Origin of the sequence: Streptomyces sp. NPDC051051 (assembly GCF_040682975.1) — a bacterium.
Lineage (GTDB): Bacteria > Actinomycetota > Actinomycetes > Streptomycetales > Streptomycetaceae > Streptomyces.
Map to the genome: position 1 here is coordinate 19,304 of NZ_JBFBCB010000033.1, position 22,875 is coordinate 42,178.

Annotated in this window: 18 protein-coding genes and 2 pseudogenes; 8 read left to right on the plus strand and 12 right to left on the minus strand. The window is 74.6% G+C overall.

Annotation, left to right across the window (positions count from 1 at the left end; translation table 11 throughout):
* The first annotated feature begins 90 nt into the window (after window positions 1-90).
* Both treY and AB0N31_RS23800 read left to right on the plus strand, forming a co-directional pair.
* Window positions 91-2,466, plus strand: coding sequence for a malto-oligosyltrehalose synthase (gene treY / locus AB0N31_RS23795; RefSeq protein ID WP_366060412.1), 2,376 nt, complete (start codon window positions 91-93; stop codon window positions 2,464-2,466).
* A gap of 190 nt (window positions 2,467-2,656) precedes the next feature.
* The gene (locus AB0N31_RS23800) at window positions 2,657-3,916 is read left to right on the plus strand and encodes a M14 family zinc carboxypeptidase (protein WP_366060413.1); all 1,260 of its coding nucleotides are present in this window, start codon (window positions 2,657-2,659) and stop codon (window positions 3,914-3,916) included.
* A gap of 208 nt (window positions 3,917-4,124) precedes the next feature.
* Here the strand turns inward: AB0N31_RS23800 and AB0N31_RS23805 are convergent.
* Window positions 4,125-4,244, minus strand: a pseudogene (locus AB0N31_RS23805) (transcriptional regulator); the annotation flags it as partial.
* Window positions 4,245-4,893: 649 nt separating this feature from the next.
* Here AB0N31_RS23805 and AB0N31_RS23810 point away from each other — a divergent pair.
* Window positions 4,894-5,742 (plus strand): aldo/keto reductase, encoded by an 849-nt coding sequence (locus AB0N31_RS23810; RefSeq protein WP_366060414.1) that lies wholly within the window; start codon window positions 4,894-4,896, stop codon window positions 5,740-5,742.
* Window positions 5,743-5,879: 137 nt separating this feature from the next.
* A complete protein-coding gene (locus AB0N31_RS23815; RefSeq protein WP_366060415.1) occupies window positions 5,880-6,047 on the plus strand; it encodes a hypothetical protein in 168 nt (55 codons plus the stop codon).
* Window positions 6,048-6,123: 76 nt separating this feature from the next.
* Here the strand turns inward: AB0N31_RS23815 and AB0N31_RS23820 are convergent, their stop codons facing one another.
* The 3 genes and pseudogenes from AB0N31_RS23820 to AB0N31_RS23830 form a co-directional block, all read right to left on the minus strand.
* Window positions 6,124-6,624 carry an SSI family serine proteinase inhibitor gene (locus tag AB0N31_RS23820; RefSeq protein ID WP_366060416.1) on the minus strand — a complete coding sequence of 167 codons (501 nt, stop codon included), beginning with the start codon at window positions 6,622-6,624 and terminating at the stop codon, window positions 6,124-6,126.
* Window positions 6,621-7,941, minus strand: a pseudogene (locus tag AB0N31_RS23825) (M14 family zinc carboxypeptidase). Before AB0N31_RS23825 ends, AB0N31_RS23820 begins: the two are co-directional and overlap by 4 nt.
* A 370-nt stretch (window positions 7,942-8,311) precedes the next feature.
* A complete protein-coding gene (locus tag AB0N31_RS23830) occupies window positions 8,312-8,863 on the minus strand; it encodes a DUF1707 and FHA domain-containing protein (RefSeq protein ID WP_366060417.1) in 552 nt (183 codons plus the stop codon).
* Window positions 8,864-9,049: 186 nt separating this feature from the next.
* Between AB0N31_RS23830 and treZ the strand changes: the two genes are divergently transcribed.
* Window positions 9,050-10,795, plus strand: a complete 1,746-nt coding sequence (gene treZ, locus AB0N31_RS23835) for a malto-oligosyltrehalose trehalohydrolase (RefSeq protein ID WP_366060418.1) — start codon at window positions 9,050-9,052, stop codon at window positions 10,793-10,795.
* A gap of 32 nt (window positions 10,796-10,827) precedes the next feature.
* Here the strand turns inward: treZ and AB0N31_RS23840 are convergent, their stop codons facing one another.
* Window positions 10,828-11,766 (minus strand): aminoglycoside phosphotransferase family protein, encoded by a 939-nt coding sequence (locus tag AB0N31_RS23840; RefSeq protein ID WP_366060419.1) that lies wholly within the window; start codon window positions 11,764-11,766, stop codon window positions 10,828-10,830.
* A 47-nt stretch (window positions 11,767-11,813) separates the two neighbouring features.
* Complete coding sequence (locus AB0N31_RS23845) at window positions 11,814-12,941, minus strand: aminopeptidase P family protein (RefSeq protein ID WP_366060420.1); 1,128 nt, start codon at window positions 12,939-12,941, stop codon at window positions 11,814-11,816.
* Window positions 12,942-13,132: 191 nt separating this feature from the next.
* Between AB0N31_RS23845 and AB0N31_RS23850 the strand changes: the two genes are divergently transcribed.
* A complete protein-coding gene (locus tag AB0N31_RS23850; protein WP_366060421.1) occupies window positions 13,133-13,888 on the plus strand; it encodes a metallophosphoesterase in 756 nt (251 codons plus the stop codon).
* Between the two features lie 145 nt (window positions 13,889-14,033).
* Here the strand turns inward: AB0N31_RS23850 and AB0N31_RS23855 are convergent, their stop codons facing one another.
* Entirely contained in the window at window positions 14,034-14,627 is a 594-nt protein-coding gene (locus AB0N31_RS23855; RefSeq protein ID WP_366060422.1) for a PDZ domain-containing protein, read from the minus strand.
* A 105-nt stretch (window positions 14,628-14,732) separates the two neighbouring features.
* On the minus strand, window positions 14,733-15,599 hold the full coding sequence (locus AB0N31_RS23860) for a LysR family transcriptional regulator (protein ID WP_366060423.1): 867 nt from the start codon (window positions 15,597-15,599) through the stop codon (window positions 14,733-14,735).
* 87 nt (window positions 15,600-15,686) lie between these two features.
* On the opposite strand from AB0N31_RS23860, the gene AB0N31_RS23865 reads away from it, so the two are divergent.
* Window positions 15,687-16,442: a hypothetical protein gene (locus AB0N31_RS23865; protein WP_366060424.1), complete on the plus strand. Its 756-nt coding sequence runs from the start codon at window positions 15,687-15,689 to the stop codon at window positions 16,440-16,442.
* A gap of 111 nt (window positions 16,443-16,553) precedes the next feature.
* Here AB0N31_RS23865 and cyc2 read toward each other — a convergent pair whose 3' ends face one another.
* The 4 genes from cyc2 to AB0N31_RS23885 all read right to left on the minus strand — a co-directional run bounded on the left by cyc2 (window position 16,554) and on the right by AB0N31_RS23885 (window position 22,006).
* Window positions 16,554-18,746 carry a germacradienol/geosmin synthase Cyc2 gene (cyc2, locus tag AB0N31_RS23870; RefSeq protein ID WP_366060425.1) on the minus strand — a complete coding sequence of 731 codons (2,193 nt, stop codon included), beginning with the start codon at window positions 18,744-18,746 and terminating at the stop codon, window positions 16,554-16,556.
* Between the two features lie 135 nt (window positions 18,747-18,881).
* Complete coding sequence (locus tag AB0N31_RS23875; RefSeq protein WP_366060426.1) at window positions 18,882-20,066, minus strand: damage-control phosphatase ARMT1 family protein; 1,185 nt, start codon at window positions 20,064-20,066, stop codon at window positions 18,882-18,884.
* A gap of 312 nt (window positions 20,067-20,378) precedes the next feature.
* Complete coding sequence (locus AB0N31_RS23880) at window positions 20,379-21,029, minus strand: ScbR family autoregulator-binding transcription factor (protein ID WP_366060427.1); 651 nt, start codon at window positions 21,027-21,029, stop codon at window positions 20,379-20,381.
* Window positions 21,030-21,097: 68 nt separating this feature from the next.
* The gene (locus AB0N31_RS23885) at window positions 21,098-22,006 is read right to left on the minus strand and encodes a ScbA/BarX family gamma-butyrolactone biosynthesis protein (RefSeq protein ID WP_366060429.1); all 909 of its coding nucleotides are present in this window, start codon (window positions 22,004-22,006) and stop codon (window positions 21,098-21,100) included.
* A gap of 181 nt (window positions 22,007-22,187) precedes the next feature.
* Between AB0N31_RS23885 and AB0N31_RS23890 the strand changes: the two genes are divergently transcribed.
* On the plus strand, window positions 22,188-22,838 hold the full coding sequence (locus AB0N31_RS23890; RefSeq protein ID WP_366060430.1) for a ScbR family autoregulator-binding transcription factor: 651 nt from the start codon (window positions 22,188-22,190) through the stop codon (window positions 22,836-22,838).
* Window positions 22,839-22,875: the final 37 nt, after the last annotated feature.

Consider the following 22,875-nt stretch of genomic DNA (forward strand, 5'->3'; position numbering starts at 1 on the left):
CACCACCCGGCGGTGGCCGCCACCCGGCGGTGGGCACTACCCGGTGGCCGGGATGACACGAAAGGGGGCAGGGCGGGTACGTAGGTCTGCATGACCTCTGAGCGCCCTGTCCCCGTCGTGCCCACGGCCACCTACCGGCTCCAGCTCCAGCCCGGGTTCCCGTTCGGGGCCGCGGCGGCGGCCGTGCCGTACCTGGCCTCGCTCGGCGTGTCGCATCTGCACCTGTCGCCCGTGCTGGAGGCCGTGCCCGGCTCCCCGCACGGCTACGACGTGGTCGACCACACGCGCGTGCGGGCGGAGCTGGGCGGCGAGGAGGGGCTGCGGGCCCTGTCGCGCACGGCGCGCGAGCACGGACTCGGACTGGTCGTGGACATCGTGCCCAACCACATGGCCATGGCCCCGCGGCACAACCGCGCCCTGTGGGAGGTGCTGCGGGAGGGCCCGCGGTCGCCGTACGCGCGCTGGTTCGACATCGACTGGGAGGCGCAGGGCGGCCGGGTGCTGCTGCCCGTCCTCGGCGGTCCGGTGGGCGAGGTGCTCGACGAGCTGCGCGTCGACGGGGACGTCCTGCGCTACTACGACCACGCGTTCCCGCTGCGCGAGGGGACCGCGGACCTGCCGCTGCCCGAGCTGCTGGACGCCCAGTGGTACCGGCCGGCGTGGTGGCGGCTGGCCCGCACGGAACTGAACTACCGGCGGTTCTTCAGCATCTCGGAGCTGATCGGGGTGCGGGTGGAGGACCCGGAGGTGTTCGACGCCACGCACGGCAAGATCCTCCAGCTGTTGCACGAGGGCGTGGTGGACGGGCTGCGCGTGGACCACCCGGACGGGCTCGCCGACCCCGACGCCTATCTGGCACGGCTGCACGGGGCGAGCGGGGGCCGCTGGACGGTCGTGGAGAAGATCCTCGCCGACGGCGAACGGCTGCCGGACGCCTGGCCGGTCGCGGGCACCACCGGCTACGACGCCCTGCGCCACGTCGACGGCCTGTTCACGGACCCCGCGGGCGCCGGGGAGCTGCTGGAGCTGTACCGGCGGTTCGCGGCCCCGCAGACGGACCGGGGCGGGGACTGGGCGGCGACGGTGCGGCGGGCGGCGTACGCGGTCCTCAGGCACGAGCTGGCGACCGAGCTGGACCGGTTGACGCGGGCGGCCGCGCGCGCGTGCGCGGCGTCGCCGGACCCGGCGCTGCGTGACCGGGCACCCTGGGCGCTGCGCACCGCGCTGGAGGAGCTGCTGGTGCGCATGGAGGTCTACCGGCCGTACGTCTCGGGCGACGCGGCCGCCGTCGTCACCGAGGAGGCCGCCGAGGAGGCCCGGCTCGCCTTCGTCGTCCCCGAGGAGGCGGGCGCCGTGGACGTGGTGCGCGGCCTGGTGCTGGGCGGCGGGGAGGGTCCGGAGGCGGTGGAGTTCCGCACCCGGTTCGCGCAGACGGCGTCCGCGCTGCGGGCCAAGTCGGTCGAGGACACGGCGTTCTACCGGTACGTGCCGCTGCTCTCGGCGAACGAGGTCGGCGGCGACCCCGGCCGGCAGGGCGTCTCCCCCGCCGGTTTCCACGCGTACTGCGCGCGCGTGCAGCGCGACTGGCCGCTGACCGGGACGGTCCTGTCCACGCACGACACCAAGCGCAGCGCCGACGTCCGGGCGGCGCTGGCCGTGCTCACCGAGTGCCCGGAACGCTGGGCGGAGGTCCTGGAGCAGGTGACGCACACCGGGGAGGGCGTGCCGGACGGGCAGCTGGCGTGGGCGGCCTGGCAGACCGCGTTCGGGCTCGGGCCGGCCGCCCCGGAGCGCGTCAGGGAGGCCCTGCTCAAGCATGTGCGCGAGGCGGGCATGTACACGAGCTGGACGGAGCAGGAGCCGCCGTACGAGGAGGCCGTGGCGGCGTTCGTCACGGTGGGTCCGTGCGGGGTGCCGGGTGAGCGGGTGGCCGCCCTGCGGGAGGCGCTCGCGCCGCACGTCCGGGCGAACGTGCTGGGCGCGGCGCTGGTGCAGCTGACGATGCCGGGGGTGCCGGACGTCTACCAGGGCACGGAGGGCGAGTACCTGGCGCTGGTCGACCCCGACAACCGGCGCCCCGTCCGTTTCCCGCCGGCGGACGTCGGCACCGAAGGCGTCGGCACCGAGGGCGCCGGCGCCAAGGAGGCCGTGACGGCGGCGGCGCTGCGGCTGCGCCGAAGGCGTCCGGACGCCTTCGGTCCGGCGGCGACGTACGAGCCGCTGCCCGCCGAGGGACCGGCCGCGGACCACTGCCTGGCCTTCGCCCGCTCCGGCCGGGTCGTCACGGCCGCCACCCGGCTGTCCCTGCGCCTGGCGGAGGCGGGCGGCTGGGGGGACACCCGGCTCACGCTCCCTCCGGGCAGGTGGGTGGACGCCCTGGACCCCGGCCGGGAGTTCACGGGGCACGCGCGCGTGGCGGAACTGTTCGGGCGGCTGCCGGTGGCGCTGCTGGAGAGGGTGGGGTGACACGTGGCGCGGGGCCGGCCGCGGCGGCGGCGAGGCGGCGGCCCCGGACGCTGCGGCAGTCGCCGGGGGCCGCCGGGGCCGCTCGCGGAGTGCTTCCGGGCGCCCCCCGAAAGCATCCGTGGCGCGTTCTTGACAGGTCACCGAGTCCGTGGGGTACTGCGGATGCGAAGGCCGGGCGGACGTGACGGGGGTGAGTCTCCTGCCGGAGCTGCGCTACCCCACGGTGACGGAACTGACCTCGTCCGCCAGGACGCTGGCCGCGCTCCGACCCGGGCTGTGCAGGCTGCGGAAGGTGGGGCTCTCCCGCGCGGGACGGCCGCTGCACCTGCTGTCGGTGGGGCACGCGCGTCGGGCCGTGCTGGTCGTCGCGGGGGCCCACGCGAATGAACCCGCCGGCGGTCCCGCACTGCTCGCCCTGGCCGAACGGGTCCTGCACGAGAGGGAGTTGCGGGACGGCACGTCCTGGCACCTCCTGCTGTGCGCGGATCCCGACGGGGCGAACCTGCACGTGACGCCCGCGCCGCGCAGCCTGCTCGAGTACCACCGGGGCTTCTTCCGGCCGGCGGGCCCGGAGCAGCCCGAGTGGTCCCCGGCACTGCTGCCGGCGGACCGGCTGCCGCCCGAGACCCGCGCGCTGACCGGCGTCATCGACGAGCTGCGGCCCTACCTCCAGGTGACGCTGCACGGCACCGACCTGGGCGGCAGCTGGGTGCAGCTGACGAGGGACGTACCGGGCCTGACCGAGCCGTTCGCCAAGTCGGCGGCGCAGTTGCACATCCCGGTGGAGACGGGCGCCTGCGACGCGGCGGGCTGGCCGGCGTCCGGGCCCGGGGTGCATGTGATGCCGGAGCCCGGGGCGGGGACGGCGTATCCGAGCATGCCGGACGACGCGCGGCACAGCACCTGGTACCACGCCCACCGCCACGGCGGCCTGACCGCGGTCGTGGAGGTGCCGATGTGGGCGAGCGACATGGTCGACGACCCGGCGCCGCACCCGGATCCCGCGGAGGCGATCCGGCGGCTGGCGGGGCGGCTGCTGCGGGACGCGCGGGAGGTGGAGCGGGTGCTGGCGGAGGCCTCGCCGCGGCTGGAGGGCGTCGACGGGCCGCTGCTGCGGGCGGCCCGCTGGGCGTTGGAGCTGGTGCCGGGGCTGGCCGCCGACTGGACGCACACGTCCCCGGCCGACACCACGGTGGCGTACGTCGGCAGTGTGGACGCCTTCGCCCGTCGGCTGCCGTTGCGGGCGGCGGCGATGCTGTGGCGGGTGCTGCGGGAGCGCAACGACCGGGCGGCGCCCCGTCTGGAGCGTCTCGTGGCGGGGTGGAGCGACGCGTTCGCCGAGCGGTTCCGGGCCCGCTGGGTGCCGTTGGAGCACCAGGTCGAGCACCAGTCCCGCACGGTCGTCGCGGCGGCCCTGCACGCGCGCGAGGGGGCACCGCGGCAGCCGTAGAGGCCGGGGCCGGTGCGGAACACCGGGCCCCGCTGTCGGCCTGTCATCCCCTGGACGTGGACGGCCTCGGTCCGGCAGGCGCGGCGGTCGTGCCGGGCAGGAGCACGGCGTCGTGATCGGGTGTTCCCGGTTCGGCGGTGCAGACGCCCATGCGCCGGCCGGGAGCGCCTTCGAGGCTCCTGCCCCGGGAACCGAGGGTGATCCCGCCGACGCCGACTCCGGCGAGCGTGGCCGGCTCCTCGCGCCGCAGGCCGGGGGTGCGGCGTGTACCGGGCCCGGGGGTCGGGCCGACGGCCCGGGGACCGGTCCGGGTGCGGCGGGCACGCAGGAAGCGCCCCGGTTCGTCGCCGCTGCTGTGCTGCTCGGGTGCCGTGACGCCGGTTCCTCTCCGGCCGTGCGGTGGCACGCCGGGACAGGGGGCCCTGTCGCACCCCCCTCCGCTGACCGGCCCCCGCACATCTCGGCCTGCCTGTCACCGGCTGCCGGAGGCAGGGTGGACGACGTCGCGGCGTGCCCGCACGGAGCACCGGCGTCGAGGGGGTCGCCGTGCACAGGGGTACTGCTGCACGGGCGGCCCGGGCCGCGGCAAGCGTCCGGCGCGAGGAACGACAAGAGGAACGACGAGAGGCGGTACGCGATGCGGCACGTCGGGCCGGGGGAACCGGAGGTCTCCCGGATCGCGCCGGACCCCGTTCGCCGCGCCCACGCCGTCCGCTCCGTCACCGCCGAGGCCGGCGCCACCCGCCCCAGGTGGCCATCGCCTGGCTGTCGGCCCAGGGTGGGGACATCGCCCCGCCCCCGGAACCGAGCGCGGGTCCCGGATCGAGGAGAACACCGCCGACGGCATCCGGCTCACCCCCGCGGTGCTCGACAGGCTCTCCGGCCTGCCCCGGCCCCCGGAGAGACCCACCCGGAAGGCGCCCGGCGGATGCCGGACGCCGAGAACCCCCGTGACCGCACCACTCCCAGGAGCTTCCATGCAGACCGTCACCCTGAACAACGGCGTCGACATGCCGATCCTCGGCTTCGGCGTGTACCAGATCCCGCCGGAGGAGACCGAGCGAGCCGTCGGCGACGCCCTCGCCGCCGGCTACCGGTCCTTGGACACGGCCGCGGCGTACGGGAACGAGGAGGCCGTCGGCCGCGCGATCCGCAGCAGCGGCGTTCCGCGCGAGGACCTGTTCGTCACGACCAAGCTGTGGGTCTCCGACGCCGGTGAGGAAAGGGCGAAGCGCGCCTTCGACACCTCGCTGCGCAAGCTCGGCCTGGACCACCTCGACCTGTACCTGATCCACCAGCCCTACGGCGACGTCTACGGCTCCTGGCGGGCCATGGAGGCCCTGCACCGCGAGGGTCTCGTCCGGGCGATCGGGGTGTCGAACTTCTACCCGGACCGGCTCGTGGACCTGATCGACCACAACGAGATCACCCCGGCGGTGAACCAGGTCGAGACCCACCCGTTCTTCCAGCGCACCGCGGACCAGGACCTGATGCGCGAGCGCGGGGTGCAGATCGAGTCGTGGGGCCCGTTCGCCGAGGGGCGCAACAACCTCTTCACCGACCCGCACCTGAGCGCGATCGCCGCCGCGCACGGCAAGTCCGTGGCGCAGGTCGTGCTGCGCTGGCTCGTCCAGCGCGGGGTCGTCGTCATTCCGAAGTCGGTGCGCGCCGACCGGATGGCGGAGAACCTCGACGTCTTCGACTTCGCGCTCACCGACGACCAGATGGCGGCCGTCGCCACCCTGGACACCGGGGCGTCGCTGTTCTTCGACCACCGCGACCCTGCCATGGCCAGCCGGCTCGGCAACGCCACCCTCGACTCCTGAACCGCCCGGAGGAAAGCCCGTGCCGACCTGGAACGACTCGGGCCTGGAGAGGATCGGTGCTGCGGAGGAGCCGGACCTCTCGAGTCGCACAAGTCCGCGACGGCGGCACGATCAGCCGCGTCGGCGCCCCGCAGCGCATGGCCGCGCGCATCATCGAATCCGTCGACACCGAACCTGCACCCCCGCGGATGGTGCTCGGCTCGCAGGCCCTGGACTCCACCCTCGGCGTGCTGCGCAGGCGGATCGCCGACTTCGAGGCGCAGCGCGACCTCGCGGCCTCCACGGACTTCCCCGCCGGGCAGTGATGTGCCGACCGCGCCGGGGTGTCGCGCAGGGGGTGGGCGGCTCCGGACACGCGCGCGTGCCCGGAGCCGGCCGGCCTCACACCCCGGACAGCTCGGACAGTTCGGGGAGTTCGGGGAGTTCGGGGAGTTCGGGGAGTTCGGGGAGTTCGGGGAGCTGCTCGTCGTCCAGGGCGAACACCGCGCCCGTCTCCGCGAGCATCACGCAGGTGTTGGAGAAGGTCCTCGTGTACTCGACGGGGCGGCCGTGCCACCGGCCGCTCGCGTGGGCGGTCACGGGCGCGTACAGGAGGGAACAGACGGCCTCCCGCGGCGCGACGGCGTCGATGTCGCCGTTCGCCGCCGTGAGGTCGGCGCAGGCCTCGGCGGCGCGGGAGTGGCCCTGGGGCGGGTCGCACAGCAGGAGCGTGCCGCGGTTGTCGCCGGCGCGGGAGTCGCCCGTGGTGACGCTGAGCCGGAGCCCGTCGCCGGGCAGGACATGACCGGGCGCCGATGCCCGGGCGGGGGCGACGGCGACGAGGAGGAGGGCGGCCGTGACGGGCAGGGCGCCCAGGAGGCGGGGTGCGGGGAAGTGCTTCATTCCCGGTGCATCGGCACGGCGGGCCCGGTTCCCCAGTCCTGCTCACCCGATCGTGCGGGTGAGCAGGCCGGCCGCGCGGCCAGTTCGAACGCGGCGAGGACGACCCTGGTCCGGTACTCCACCTGGCGGGCGACGGGGATCCAGCGGGCCCCCAGACCGTCGTGGTAGTCGGCGCACCACGCGTCGATGAGCGCGTCCAGCTCCGGCAGCGCGCCGGCCGGATCGCGCCCGGACCCCGCGACGAACTGGTGCAGCAGGCCAGCGGTGCGCACGGCGATACGGCGGCCGGCGATGCGCAGGGCGGCCAGGTGGGCGGTGTTCAGGGGCGGGAGCGGGCGGATGGGGTCGCCGGTGTCGGGGACCCAGGCGTCGGCGAGGCCGGGGCAGACGAGGAGGTGGTCGTCGACCGGGGCGAGCAGGCGGGCGGTGTCGGGTGCGCCGGGGAGATGGGGCCGCACGCGCGCGAGGACGCGCTCCAGGAGCCGGGTCCCGCGGCGCAGGGTCCGGCTCACCGCGCGGAGGACGGCGTCGCGGTCGGCGGGCGGTGAGCCGTCCTCGACGGCGGCGACGCCCCACATGGGCGCCTCGACGACCGCGGTGACGGTGCCGTGCCGGTGCGGGTGGTACCAGGTCGACTCGACGGCGGCCTCGGTGATGGCGGCGGCCAGGTCGCGCGGGCGCGGCGGCGGGATCCGGTGGACGGCGGGCCCCAGTTCCGGCCAGTACAGGGTGTCGTAGGGGCCGAGTTCGCGGGGGATGCCGAGACGGGCGGCGCGGGCCACGCGCTGGGGCAGTCCGGGCAGGTCACGGGTGAGTTCGACGAAGCCGCCGCCGACGTCGACACCGTGCAGCGAACCCTGGAAGAAAGGTTTCAGCTCGTCCTGGAGGCCGAGCAGCGCCCGGGTCTCGGGCAGCGCTGCGGCCTGCGCCCCGTCGGGCAGCCACTCGGGCTGTTCCAGGAAGCCGGGCCGGAAGAAGTGCCGGAAGTAGCGGCCGAGGGGTGTACGGGCCGGACAGCCGGCCCTCGTTGCGGCGCAGTCCGTCGGGGTCGAGGCAGAGCAGCAGGTTCCAGGTGGCGTCGGCGTCCTCGGTGAGCCGGGGGTCGGCGAGGACGCGTTCGGCGAGCCGCAGGACGGTGCCCCCGCCCACGGGTTCGTTGGCGTGCGGCCCGGCGACGACCAGGGCCTGCCGGCTGCCGTGGCCCACGGAGAGCAGCCACAGGGGCGTGCCCGCGCGCGAGACGCCGACGCGGCGCAGCCGGGTGTCGCGGGGCCGGCGGGCGACGAGCGCGGCCGCGCGGGCCGCGAGTTCGTCCACGGTCGGGTAGCGCCGAAGTGCCGGCAGGACACACCTCCGCGTCGGGAGCGCCTTCGGTTCACCGGGAGTGCCGGGTGCACACAGTGAGTCATGGCCCGGAAGGTACGTCAACACCGCCCCGGGCGGCTCGACTTGCCGGTCGTGCCCGGGATCTCCGCACGGGTCGGGCGGCCCGCGGGCCCGGCGCGGAGGCCTAGGGCGTGTTTCGAAAGTCCCGTTTGCCCGGCGACGCCTGGCACGCACGCTCGCCGCGTTGTCGGGATCGCCCCGATACAACCAGTATCGGAGCGACCCTCCGCCTTGCGATCGCACGCACCAGACGCCGCCGGGCCTGCCCTTCGGGCAGACGACGCTACTTTCGAAACACGCCCTAGTTCACCGAGAGGCGGAACGCCATCCGCCCGAACGCGACCTGGTCGCCCTCGCGGACGACGGCGGCGCCGATGACACGCCGCCCGTTGACGGTCGTGCCGTTGGTCGAACCGAGGTCGCGCAGGATCCACATGCCGCCCTGGCGGCTGAGTTCGGCGTGCACGCGCGAGACGCTGTCGTGGGTCAGCCGGAGGCCGCTGGCGGGGTCGCGGCCGATGCGCAGCGCGCGCTCGGTGCCGGGGTGCGGCAGCAGCAGCTTGGGCAGCCGCTCGGCCTGCCAGGCCCTGCGCAGCCGTACGGTGAAGCCGGAGACGGCCTCGACGGTGCCGAACACGGCGCGCGAGAAGCGGCTCTCCCTGGGCAGGTCGGCGGTGAGGACCGCCAGTTCGTCCGAGCGGCGGGCGGCGAGCGCCAGTTCCATGCGCCGGATGAACGTGTCGTGGGAGAGACGGCCCATGGCGACACCGTCACGGAGCACCTTCAGTGCCCTGTCGCGCTCCATGTCGGACAGGCGCGCGGGGTACGTGTTGAACTCGAATGACGACGTCACGTTCGTGATTGTCGGTCAGTGGACGTCGGGTGTCCAGAAAACGGGAAAACGGCGCCGCGGCGCGCGTGCCCGGAACGGACCGCCACGACACCGGCCGCGAAGGGAGTGTTCGTGCGGCGGATCGACCTCGTTTGGAGCACGATGGGTCGGGCTACATCACGGTGAGCAGACGAAGGGGAACCGTCCGTGCAGTTCGAGGTGTGGGCACCGCAGGCCGAACGTGTGACGCTCCAGTGCGAGGGCGTGACGCGCGCGTTGGAGCGCGACGCCGCGCGGCCGGGGTGGTGGACCGGTGAGGCGGAGGCGCGGGACGGCACCCGGTACGGCTTCGCGGTGGACGACGGCCCCGTGCGGCCGGATCCGCGGTCGCGCCGTCAGCCGGACGGGCCCGACGGGCTGAGCGCGGTCGTCGACCACGGCCGGTACGCGTGGCGGGCGCGGTGGCCGGGGCGGCCACTGCCGGGTGCGGTGCTGTACGAGCTGCACGTGGGCACGTACACCCCCGAGGGCACCCTGGACGCCGCGGCCGACCGGCTCGGCCATCTCGTCGAACTCGGTGTGACCCACGTGGAGTTGATGCCACTTTGCCCCTTCCCCGGCCGGCACGGCTGGGGCTACGAGGGGGTGTCGCTGTGGGCGGTGCACGAGCCGTACGGCGGTCCCGAGGCGCTGAAGCGGTTCGTCGACCGGGCGCACGAGCTGGGTCTGGGGGTGGTCCTGGACGTCGTGCACAACCACTTGGGCCCCTCGGGCAACTACCTGCCCGTGTTCGGGCCGTACTTCACCGACACGCACCACACCCCGTGGGGCTCGGCCGTCAATCTGGACGCGCCCGGCTCGGACGAGGTGCGGGCGTTCCTGCTGGGCAGCGCGCTGGCGTGGCTGCGCGACTACCGGATCGACGGGCTGCGGCTGGACGCGGTGCACGCGCTGGCCGACACGCGCGCGTACCCGTTCCTGGAGGAACTGTCGGAGTCGGTGGACGCGCTCGCCGAGGAGACGGGCCGGCCGCTGTTCCTGATCGCCGAGTCCGACCTGAACGACCCGCGGCTGATCACGCCCCGCCGGGAGGGCGGCCTGGGGCTGCACGCGCAGTGGAACGACGACTTCCACCACGCCCTGCACACCGCCCTGACCGGCGAGTCCCAGGGCTACTACGCCGACTTCGGGCGCGATCCGTTCGCCGCGCTCGCCAAGACCCTCACCGGCGGGTTCTTCCACGACGGCACCTGGTCCAGCTTCCGCGGCCGGTCCCACGGCCGGCCGCTGGACCGTACCCGGCTGCCTGCGCACCGGCTCCTCGGCTACTCCCAGACCCACGACCAGGTGGGCAACCGCGCCCAGGGCGACCGGCTCGCGGCCGCCCTCTCCCCCGGCCTGCTGGCCTGCGCGGCGACGCTGACGCTGACCTCGCCGTACACCCCGATGCTGTTCATGGGCGAGGAGTGGGCGGCGGGCACGCCCTGGCAGTTCTTCACCGACCACACCGACCCGGAGCTGGCGGAGGCCGTGCGGCGGGGCAGGCGGCGGGAGTTCGCGGAGCACGGCTGGGCGGAGGAGGACGTGCCGGACCCGCAGGACCCGGCGACCCGGGACCGCTCCTGCCTGGACTGGTCGGAACCGGAGCGCGAGCCCCACGCGCGCGTGCTGGCCTGGTACCGCCGGCTGATCGCCCTGCGGCACGCCCATGCCGACCTCACCGACCCCGACCTGGCCGACCTCAAGGTCGCCCACGACGCGCAGGCCCGCTGGCTGGCCTTCCGCCGCGGGGACGTCCGGGTGGCCGTGAACCTCGGCACGGCACCGGCGGAGATCCCGCTCGGCACCCGCCCCGCGCGCGTGCTGGCCGCGTGGGAGCCGGTGGAGACGGCGGGCGCGGACGGGCTGCTGCGCCTGCCCGGGGAGTCCTGTGTGGTCCTGGAGCAGGACTGAGGGCCACCGCACGGGGGTGGGGCGGGCACGCGCTAGTCGTCCGTCCCGTCCTCCCTGAGTTCCGTCACGCGTTCCAGCAGGATCGCCTCCCAGGCCCGGCGCAGCTGGGTGCGCGGCAGGGCCGGGGGCTCGGCGCCGTGGCCGGTCAGGCGTTCGGCGAGGCGTACGACGGTGTCGCAGCGGGCCAGCCACAGGCCGCGCAGGCAGGCGCGGGCGCCGTACCCGGTGAGGGTGGCGGCGCGGACGGCGGCGCCGGAGCCGACGGCGAGGGCGAGCCCGGCGATGTCCTCGGCGGGGTCGCCGACGACCGCGCCGGTCCAGTCGAGGACGCCGCGCACCCGGCCGTCGGCGCTGACCACGAGGTGCTCGCCCCGCAGGGCGTGGTGGACGAGGACGGCGGTGGCGGGCTGTGCGGCGAGCTGGGCCGCGCCGGGCGGGGTGAGCTGGTGGAGCCGGGCGGGGTCGAACTCGTCGGCGGCGGCGAGGCGTTCGCCGGCGGCGACGGCCATGCGGCGCAGTGCCTCGAGGGAGCGCGGGGCGACGCGCGGCACGCCGATCGTCTCGGCCTGCCGGGCCGGCACCTCGCGCAGTCCGCCGAGCAGCGCGGCCAGGTCGGCCTCGCCGACGGCGGACACGTCGTGGTCCTCGGCGGTGCCGCCGGGCACCTTGGTGTCGAGGGTGTAGGCGAGGCCGGGTGACCACTCGCCGTGCGCGACGGCGGTCGGCACGGTGACCGGCACGTGCGCTCGGACGAGGTCGCGCAGCCGCAGCTCACGGCGCATGCGGACGGTCGCCTCACGATCGGGGGCGAGCCGCAGGACGTGGCGGGTGCCGACCCACCAGGTACCGTGCCCGCCCTCCTCGGAGACGGGCCGCACCTCGGGGCCGGGACCGCCGTCGCCGGCGTTCTCGAGGAGCGTTCGGACCAGCCGGCGGACGGTGTCCGCGGTGGGTGTGGGTGCTGGGGTCATGGTCGCGCCGTAGCCGTTCGGTGGGTTCCGGGACTCTCCTGTGGGTGTCAGCCGACTGTGACCATCTCGCGAGTGGTGCCGTTGAGCCGGCGGCCGCCGTCCGCGGTGACGGTGACGATGTCCTCGATGCGCACCCCGAACCGGCCGGGGAGGTAGACGCCCGGTTCGACGGAGAAGCACATGCCGGGGACGAGGGGCTGTTCCTCGCCCTCGATCATGTACGGCGGCTCGTGGGTGGTGACGCCGATGCCGTGGCCGGTGCGGTGGATGAAGTACTCGCCGTACCCGGCGTCGGCGATGACGGCGCGGGCGGCCCGGTCGACCTCCTGGCAGGCGACGCCGGGCCGTACGGCGCGGAAGCCCGCCTCCTGGGCCTCGCGCACGAGGTCGTGGACACGGCGCTCCTCGTCGGTGGGTTCGCCGACGTGGACCGTGCGGGAGGTGTCGGAGCCGTAGCCGTCCTTCAGGCCGCCGAAGTCGAGGACGACCATGTCGCCCTGCTCGATGACGCGGTCGCCGACCTCGTGGTGCGGGTTGGCGCCGTTCGGGCCCGAGGCGACGATGGTGAAGTCGACCTGGGAGTGGCCGAAGCGGCGGAGCAGGTCGGCGAGGTCGGCGCCGACCTCCGACTCCCTGCGTCCGGCGAAGGGAACCCCGCGGATCTCCTCGAACGTCGCGTCGGCGGCGGCTCCCGCGGCGGCCATCAGCTCCAGTTCGGCCGCGTCCTTGACGGCGCGCAGCATCGGCAGGGCCTCGGTGAGGGAGGCGTAGGAACTGTCCGGGAGTGCCTTCTGCAGGTTGAGCAGGTGCATCGCCCAGGTGTTGTCGCTGACGCCGAACCGCCCGCCGGCGTCCAGGAGCGCGGTGGTGGCGGCGTAGGGGTCCTTGCCGTCGGTCCAGTCCCGCAGGGTGAGCGCGGGGGCCCCGGCCGCCTTGGCCGCGTCGGGGGCCTCGAGGGCCGGGACGACGAGGACGGGGTCGCGCTCGGGCGTGAGGACGAGCAGGGTGAGCCGTTCGGTGGCCGCGGGGGGCGCGTAGCCGGTGAGCCAGACCAGGTCCGGGCCCGGTGCCACGAGCAGCCCGGCCAGCCCCGCGTCGCCGGCCGCGTGCACGGCCCGCTCCATGCGGGCCCGGTAGTCGTCGGCGGTGAAGCGCGCGGGCGTACGGCCGGTCATCCGGGCCTCCCTGTCAGGACGTGGTGACTACGGGCAGCATCCTGCCCGGTCGGCAGGGGCGGCGCGACCCGATCGGCGGGGATTTCGCGGGGAATGCCGCCCGTCGTTCCCCGGGCAAGTGGATTGCCCGGCCACGAGATCTAATGGTTGGATCTCGGTCAAGCGTTAATCCACTTCGGGAGGCCGGCACCGTGCTCGTACTCGCTCACCTCAGTGATCTGCACCTGGACGGCAGCGCCCGTGCCACCGAGCGCGCCGAGCGGGCGTGCGACCGGCTCCGGAACCTGCCGGGGCGGGTGGACGCGCTGCTGGTCACCGGAGACATCGCGGACCACGGGGCGGAGGCCGAGTACGAGGAGGCCGCCCGCATCCTCGGGCCACAGGGCTCCGACACTCCCTGGCCGGTGCTCACCTGCCCCGGCAACCACGACCGTCGCGCCCCCTACCGCAAGGCCCTCCTCGGTCTGCCGGCCGCCGACGGACCGGTCAACAGCGTCCAGGTGTTCGACGGCGGCGCGGTCCTGATGTGCGACTCCAGCATCCCGGGCGAGGACGAGGGGGCCCTGGCGGACGAGACGTACGCCTGGATCGAGGAGACCCTCGACGAGCTGGACGGGGACGTGCCCGCGCTGCTCGCCTTCCACCATCCGCCGGTGGCGGTGCACCACCCGCTGCCCGATTCCTACCGGTTGGGCGACCCCGGCCGGCTGGCCGCGCTGCTCGGGCGGCGGCCGGAGATCGCCGGGATCATCACGGGCCACGCCCACACGCCGGCCGCCACCACCTTCGCCGGGCGGCCGCTGGTGGTGGGCCCCGGCGTGACATGGACGCTTCGGCTGCCCTGGGAGGGCGACGAGGTCGCCGACCGGGAGGCGCCGGTCGGGCTCGCGTTCCACGTCCTGGACGACGAGCGACGGCTCACGAGCCACTTCCGCGTGGTCGTCTGACGCGGGCGGACGGGCGGACGGGCGGACGGACGGGCGGGCGGGCGGGCGTACGGTCCGGGCCGCCGGGTGCCGCCCCGGGGCACTCGCGTGCACGGACGGGACCGCCGGGTAACGACCCGCGGCACGCGCGCGTCCGGGCCGATCGTCAGGTGACGATCCCCGGCACCACGGACAACTGCTGGTAGGCGCCGCTCTTGTGACGCAAGGTCACCTTTGCCTCCCGGCCGGGCTTCGCCTCGTCGACCGCCCGCGCGAGATCGGCCGCGGAGTCGATCCGGGTCCCGCCGAAGTGCAGGACGACGTCCCCGCGCACCAGACCGGCCGAATAGCCGGGGCCGGGGACGTGGACGGCGACGATCTCGGCGCCCGCCTTCTTCCCGTCCACGATCTCTAGGCCCAGGGTGGCGTCGGCGGGCGCGGGTGCCGGGGAGCCCGGCGCGGCGAGACCGCGGCCGGCCGCCGGGGGCGCGGCGGACGCCGCGCCCCCGCCCGCCTGCCGTTGCAGCGCGGCCAGTTCGCTCGCGCCGATCACGGCGGCGCCCAGGGTGCCGAGGCCGACGCCGGACAGCACCAGGACGGCACCGGCGAACAGGCCGGCCAGCAGGGTCGTCAAACGCCGGCCGCGACGGCGGGCGGCGTGCGGGTGGCGGGGCCGGCCGCACGCCGGTACGTCGCAGGACGGGCTTCCGCCGGGCTCCTGGCCGGGCATGGGCTTGGGACGCAACGCGGTCTGTTCCATGGATCTCCTCCGGCTGGTGCCCTACCCGCCGCACCGGGGCGCCACGAGCCACGAACGAGTGAGACTGACCGGCCGTCGACGGCGGTACGCGTGCGGGCGCGGGACTCACCGGCCCGGGGACAGCGCCTCGACCAGGGCCCGTGCGGCACCCGTCGGGGTGCCGGCGTGGACGAGTTCCACCCGGTGGACGATCCGCGGTGCGGTGAGCGGGACGACCACCGCGCCCGGGGCGCCGGCCGTCGCCGAGCGGGGCAGGAGGGCGAGACCGTGACCGGCGGCGGCGAGCGCGGTCAGGACGCGGACGTCGGTGCCCTCGTAGCGCAGGGCCGGCCGGAAGCCGCGACCGCCGTTCACGGCGCGCAACCGGTGCAGCGGCAGGCCCGTGTCGGGGGCGTCGATCCAGCGGGCGTCGGCGAGGTCGCCGAGGCGCAGTCCGGCGCGGCGGGCCAGGGGGTGGGCGGTGGGCAGCAGGACGCCGACCGGCTCCTCCCCGACGCCGTACGTGGTCAGCGGCGCCACGTCGGGCAGCGGGAGCGGGTCGCTGGGGGCGGCCGGGCCGTCGACGAGGCCCAGGTCCGCGGTGCCCGCGGCGACGGCGGCGGGGACCGCGTCGCGGGCCAGCACGCGCAGCGTCACCCCGGCGGGCGGCAGCGCGGCGAGGGCCGCGGGGGTGAGCGCGGTCGGGGAGGTGGCCAGGGTCAGGCCGTGGGCGGGGGCGGCGGCCATCCGGGCGACGTCCGCGCGGGCCGCGTCCAGGCGCAGCAGCAGGGGTCCGGCGTGTTCGAGGAGCCGCTCACCGGCCGCCGTGGGGGCGACGGGGCGCCGGGTGAGCAGCGGTGCGCCGAGGTCCTGTTCGAGGGCCGCGATGTGCTGGGACACGGCCGACTGGGTGTAGCCGAGGTCGCGCGCGGCCGCGGAGAAGGAGGCGAGGCGGGCCACGGTGACGTAGGTGCGCAGGAGGTGCGGGTCCATGCCGACCAGGGTCGCATCAGTTCTGCTTATCGGGAGTGCAGGAATCATCGTTGGACGTGAACTCGGGGCCGCTCCGAGGATGGGGGCATGACCGACAGCACCGCGCAGACCGCAGGCACCGCCCGCATCGCCAGGGTCGCCCTGGTGGGCGACCGCTCCCCCGGCGTCGTCTCCCACACCCGGATCCCGCTCCTCCTCGACGCCCTCGCCGCCCGGGACCGGCTGGTCCTCGACGCCTACTGGATCCCCTCGTCCGACGCGGAGGCCGAGGGCGCGGTGCGCGGGTTCGACGCGGTCTGGGTGGTGCCGGGCAGCCCGTACCGCAGCGAGGCCGGTGTCCTGGCCGCGATCCGCACCGCCCGCGAGGAGGACGTCCCCTTCCTCGGCACCTGCGGCGGCTTCCAGCACGCCCTGCTGGAGTTCGCCCGCAACGCCTGCGGACTGACCCGCGCGGCGCACGCCGAGAACGACCCCGCCGCCGCGGACCCGCTCCTCGAACCGCTGGCCTGCTCGCTGGAGGGCCACGAGGACACCGTCCTGCTGGAGCAGGGCTCGCTGGCCCACTCGGTGATCGGCAGGGAGTCCACGGTCGAGCGCTATTCCTGCCGTTACGGCCTCTCCCGCCACTTCGACACCCTGGTCGCGCACGGCCTGCGCTTCTCCGGCCGGGACGCGGCGGGCCAGGTGCGGATGGCGGAACTCCCCGGGCACCCCTTCTTCCTCGCCTCCCTCTTCCAGCCGGAGCTGTACGGCGACGGCTCACGCCCGCACCCGATGGTCCGGGGGCTGGCCCGGGCGGCGGTCGAGCACGCGACACGACCTGCGGCGGCGCGACCGGTGTGACGGGCCCGCCGCACCACGCCCCGCGGGGCGGTCCGGGTGCGCGGTCGGCCGACGGCGGCAACGAGGTGAGCCGTCGGCCGACCGGTGGCGCGGGGCCGTCGGGCGCAGCCGTCAGCCGACCGGCAGCGCGGGGACGGCCGGCGGACGGCCGGGCAGGAAGCCATGGGACCGGCGGGCCAGGTAGGCGGATGTGTAACGGTCCACCTGCCGATGCCAGTTGAGGATGCCGGCCAGCCAGTTCTGGAGGTCCGCCACATACCCGCGCATGGCGTCGCGGGCCTTCGCCGACAGGCCGAAGTCGTCGTACAGGACCGGCAGTTCGTGGGCGACCACGTGCTCGAACTGCTGCATGCGCTGGGTCATCAGGTCGTGGACGACGCCGAGCGCGGTCGGGTAGTCGCAGCCGAAGAAGTTCTGCACGACGAGGATCGCGTTGTGGATCTCGCCCTCGTACTCGATCTCCTTCTGGTACGAGAAGACGTCGTTGAGCAGGCAGGCGTAGTCGATGGCCGCGTTCTCCAGTGAGCGGACCGGGCCGCTGGCGTACACCTCCGGGGGGACGGCCGGCCCCTGACCCATGCGGCACAGGCTCAGGGTGAGGTCGGAACCGAAGGTGGCGCGCCGCATCTCCAGGTAGTCGACGGGGTCGGGGATGCGGTTCTGGAGCTGGTTGGACAGCTCCCACACCCAGCTCTCCGTCATGCTGTCGACCGCCGCGCGCAGAGTGCGCCGCTGGTCGGGGGTCATGTCGGCGGTCGTGCGCGCCCACAGGTCGATCAGCGACCGTTCCATGGCGTTCAGGGGGGCGGGGGTCTCCTCACCGTCGACGGGCATGCAGGCCGAGAGGCGGGCGGTGGTGGCCCTGGCCGCGGCCAGGTCACGGCGGTGGCCGTACACCAGCGGGTAGTAGTCGTCGCCGTAGGTGCCGAACGCCAGCCACCCGGCGCTGAGGTCGAGGGCCTCGGGGGTGGCGTCGGGGTCCAGGCCCGCCGAGCACAACGCCAGGTCGCACGAGGCGAGCTTGTCCTCGTCCCACACCCCTTCGGACAACATGCCCGTCCGGCGCGTCCACTCGACCAGGTTGCGCCGGGCCCGGTCCAGGTGCGGGCTCAGCTCCACCTGGAAGGGCATGGGGAACTCGGGCAGCCGGGACGGGCCGACCTTCTGGAACGGCACGTGCGTGTAAGGGCGCAGCCTCCCCCACTGCCCGAAAGGCGTGGGAGGTGTCCCCGTGGCGGCCGAGGCGAGCAGGGCGCCGACGTCGGCGGCGGAGGTGCCGGGGTGGGTCAGCCTCTCCCAGGGCGAGGAGGAGGTCGCCTTCGCGTTCATGTAGCGGCTGGAGCGCAGGTGCCACTCGTGGCCGCCGGACTGCCAGTCCTGGAGCCCTTTGGTGTAGGCGGCGACGGCGGCCACCTCCTCCGGGCGCAGGCCCTTCTCCAGGGCCAGCGCCGGCACTTCGGTCAGGGCGGTGTGCTCGAACTGGTGGAGGCGGGAGGTGAGGATGTCGTTGACGGTGTCGGCGGCCTGCTGGGTGGTGCAGCCGAAGAAGGTCTCCAGGACGAGCACCCCGTTGCTCAGCTCGCCCTCGTCCTCGACCTCGCGCTGGTAGGAGAACAGGTCGTTGCGCAGGTGCACGCCGTCGGAGAAGGTCTCCATCAGCACCCTGAGCGGCCTCGATCCGGCCACGGCGGCCGGGACCTCGGCGGTGGCGTACTCCACGAGCCCCGCCGACCAGGGAGCGCCGCCCACCTTGCGGCGCATCTCGATGTACTCGACGGGGTTGGAGACCCGTCCCTCGTCGATGTTGGACAGCTCCCACATCGACTCGTTGAGGAGGTGCTCGGTGGCGACGGCGAAACGGCGCCGCCAGTCGACGGACATCGCCGGCACGGTGCGCGCCCACAGGTCGGCGAGGCCCGCCTCGACCGGGTTGCGCGGCTCGGGCACCGGGGTCGACAGGTCGAGCGGCATGAACAGCGGGAGCCGGTCCAGGTGGGCCTTGCCGGCCGCCCGGTCGGGGGTGCGTTTGAACATGTCGAGGAAGTGGTCGTCGAAGAAGAACACCCACACGTACCAGTCGGTGATCAACGACAGGGCGGGGCCGTCGCAGTCGGGGTGGGTGTAGGCGCAGAGCAGGCCGTAGTCGTGCGCCTCGAGGTCGGCCTGGTCCCAGATCCCGGAGCCCTCCAGCATGCCCATCTCGCGCGCCCACCCCGTCGAGTGGGCGCGGGCCTCGTCGAGGTGCGGGTTGAGCCGCGCGGGATACGGCATGTAGAAGTGCGGGAGTTCGAACGGCTGCGTCATGGCCGGGCCCTACCCGGGGGCATCAACCCTCATCCGCGGCGCGGGACATGATCACACCATCGCGTGAACCCGGGGCGAACACCGGCGAATCGGGCGCCCCTGGGCGGCGGGCCGGTACGGGGGTTCGCGCCGTGCTCACTTCCTGGTCTGGATCAGTGCGTGGGTCCCGCCGGTGCGCCAGTCCTGCCCCTCGGCGGCGGTCAGCGCGGCCTCGGTGCCGGCGGACAGCCCGGTGATCACGTCCGACTTGAGCGTGCGCAGGGCCACGACCGGGCCGGGGAAGTACGCGGTCACGTCCCCGAACGGGGTCGTCGGCGGCCACCACCGGTCGCCCACCAGACGGCGGTAGTTGAGGTCGCCCTTCACGACGGTCAGCGTCGCGGCCGCGAACTCGGCGCGGAGGTCGTCCGGCATCCGCTCGTACGGCAGCGGGGCGGCGGCGAAGGGGTGGGCGCGGACCGTCAGGGTGCCGTCCGTCATCGCCGCCCACAGCCGCCGCCCGTATCCGGCGGCCGCCCCCGGAGCGGCCGTCAGGCGGCGCAGCGCGTCGACGACGTCGGCCGTCGTGGCGTCCGAGACGTAGTAGGGGTACGGCTTGACGTGCAGGACGACGCGGCCGATCCGCCCGTGGGCGAGGAGGTGGGCGGCGAGGAGCAGGTCGGGGATCAGCTCGCGGCCCGCGTTGTCGGCGACCAGGCACAGCGTGCCGTCGGCGGCCCCCGGCGGCGCCAGCAGCGTCCACAGGCTCTCGCTGTCGTCGGCGACCAGTGCGGGGACGGCGGCCCGGTCCCGGGCGCCCGCGTCGGAGAGCCGGAAGCCGAGGTCGGCGCGGTTGCCCCACAGGGAGCCGTGCAGCAGGGCCTGTGCCCGCTCCCGCGCCGGGCGGCCTTCGAGGTCGTCGAGCGCGGCGAGTTCCTCGTCGGTCTCGGGGGCCTCCAGCTCGGCGAGCTTGAACGGGCGGAACGGGTCGAGTCCCTGCCAGGGACCGGGCCGGAAGTGGCCGACGGTCTCGAGGAGCAGCCGGTAGAAATAGCTCTCCGACCACAGCCAGGGCACCTCGTACCAGGAGCGGCCCGCGTACCCGTCCAGACCCCAGGCCCGCCAGCGGTCGAGGTCGTGCGCGTCGGCGGGGAGCGGCTCGATCACACCCTCGGCGCAGCTCGTCAGCAGGGCGTCCAGGGCCTCGCGGACCTCGGGTCCGTAGGGGAAGGCGTCCCGCACCCGCCGGATGATCGCCGGGTGCCGCTCGGCGAGGACACCGTGCGGGAAGGAGCCGGGCTCGTCGCCGTGGATCACGGGCGGGAGGGGGGTGTCGGGCATGCGGATCACGGTATCGCGGAGCGGGTGGGGCGGCGGGCGTACGGACGGCGGGGCCGGCCGTGGCCACGCGCACGCGCCGCCACGGCCGGCAGCGGCCGGTGACGCGAACCGGCGAACCGCAGGAGCGGCCGACCGGGAACGCCCCGCTGCACGGCGTCGGCCGTGCACGGGGGACGCGGGGCCCGGACCGGCCGTGCGCACCACGGGCCGCAGGGTCGGCCGGCCTGCGCGGGGCCCACGCGCCGTGGCCGTGCCACGTGGACCGTGGGCCGCGCGTCGGACGTGGCCGCCGGGGGAGGAAGGGGCGGTGGTTCACACCGCCGCCATGACCTCCCGTTCGAGTCGGGCCGCGAGGCTCAGGTAGCGGGGGCGGCGGGGGACGGGGACCAGACCGCGGATGAGGACGTGCCACATCTCGGCCATGCGGCGCGGCAGCCGCGCGCCGGGTTCGCGGGAGCGGCCGACCACGCGGGTGCCGACGAAGAAACAGACCAGCGAGTGGGCCACCGCGTCCACGTCGACGTCCGGATGGATGTCGGCCTCCCGCACCGCGCCGACGAGCCCACGGGAGATCAACTCCAGCCACTCGGTGAACGGGTGGGGCACGGGCGGCCGTACGGCGACGCCGCCGGTGGCCAGACGCAGGCCGGCGCGGGTGATGGGGCCCTCGACCGACAGCCGCGCCATGCCGAAGGTGAGGCGCATCAGGGCCTCCAGGGCCGGGTAGCCGCGTTCGTCGATCTCCCCGGCGACCCGGCGCGCGGCCTGGGACTGCAACTCCAGGATGGCCTGGGCGAGATCCTCCTTGGCCGCGAAGTGGAAGTAGAGCGCGCCCTTGGTGACGTGGGCGTGTTCGACGATGTCACTGAGGCTGGTCGACTCGTAGCCGTTGCGGTCGAACAGGTCGGCCGCGGCCCTGATGATCGTCGTACGGGTCTGCTCCGCGCGTAGCTGCCTCGCCATCGACTGGACACTCCTGGGCGTAAAGAACGGGTCATGCCGTTTGTTTCTCGCCCCCAGTAAACCTCAGTTCACGATCCGGCGGTACCGACCAGGCACTCGAAGACCGTCGACTTCCCCTGTACACCGAGCACTTGCACGTCGGTTCCGTGACCGCCCTTCGCCTCGATCCAGAGGGGTTCGTCCAGTTCCGCGTACCGGTGGAAGACGGCGTGGTACGCCGTCGGCACCCGTTCCCCCGGTGTTTCCAGCAGGGCGGCCTGGCGGGCGGCCTCCAGCAGCAGCATGCCGGGGACGTGGTCGAGCGGATGGTCGAAGAAAACGGGGTGTGCGGTATTTACTCGCAGTTGCCGACGGTCCGGCCGGTCGGCGCCGGCCGGCGCGAGGACGACGTCCGTGGGCAGGGCCCGGCGGACGGCGTCGGCGGGCACGCCGGGCGGGACGGGGACGGCGGTCACGGTCTCCGGCGTACGGCCGCCGCGCAGTCGCCGGTAGACGGGCCCGCTGACGCAGGTGAAGGCGACGTCCGCGGTGGCGACGCGGGCGCCGTCGCGCAGGACGTGCGCGGTGTAGCGGGCGGCGGCGGGGTGTGCGCCCCGGTACTGGACGTCGGTGAAGACGAGTTCGACCTCGGGTTCGGCAGGCAGCGGACCGAGCGTCAGCATCGTGGGTTCCGCGCTGACGTGGAACTCGGTCAACACGAACTGCCGGTCCAGCGGGACCTCGTACTCGGTGTGGGTGACCAGGGTGCCGCTCTGCCGAATCGTTTCGACGACGAGCAGCGGGTCGTACGCGGACCAGTCGGGCGACACGTGCAGGGCGTGCGCACGCGGCCACTGGGCGGACACCGTGAACCGGTCGGCCCCGGTGCGCCGCCAGCCGGTGAGGAAGGTCTCGGCGACGGCGGCACGGTGGACGAGTTGGCGCGGAACGGTTGCGGTCAGGGACGGCGTGTCGGCAAGCTGCCGCGGTCGCGTCATCTCTCTCCCCCTACGGTGCCCCGAAGGCCCGGAGCGGACGGGCGAACCGTCCGCTCGGTGAGCGTTAGAGTACGAGGCGACCGGTTTGTTTTCAATGAGATCAGTCGACGGCATCCTATGATCGGACCGAACCCGCATCCGAGCGCGGGACGCCCGGCTCGGTGCCGTGAAGGGGCTCGCAATGGCGAAACAGGAGCGCGCGATCAGGACGCGCAGGGCGATCGTGGAAGCGGCGGGCGCGGTGTTCGACGAGCACGGCTACACCTCCACCACCATCGCCATGGTCCTGGAGCGCGCCCAGGTCACCAAGGGTGCCCTGTACTTCCACTTCGCGTCGAAAGAGGCTCTCGCCCAGGCGGTCCTGAACGAGCAGGTGCCCTTCGGGACGGTCCCGCCGCAGCCGTGCAAGCTGCAGGAGATCGTCGACATGACCTTCGTGGTGGCGCGCCGACTGCTGGACAACGCCCTGCTGCGGGGCAGCGTGCGGCTGGCGGTGGACCAGGAGACGCCGTCCGGGGTGGATCACGGCGAGCCGTTCCGGCAGTGGGCGCAGGCCCTCACCGAACTGCTGGAAGCGGCCCGCCAGCGGGGCGAGTTGCTGCCCACGGTGAAGCCGGCGGAGACGGTCGAGCTGCTGGTGGGCACCTTCACGGGCATCCAGTTGATGTCCCGGGCGCTGACCGACCGCGCCGATCTCGGGGACCGGCTGGCGGTGATGTGGGCGCACATCCTGCCGAGCATCGCGGTGCCCGGTCTGCTCCCCGGCCTCGACGCCCGCGCCGACCGGGGTGCGCGGGTGCTGGCCTCGCCGGAGCGGCGCGTGGCTTCCTGATCCGGACGTGCGGCGGGCCGGCCGGTGTCCATCCACA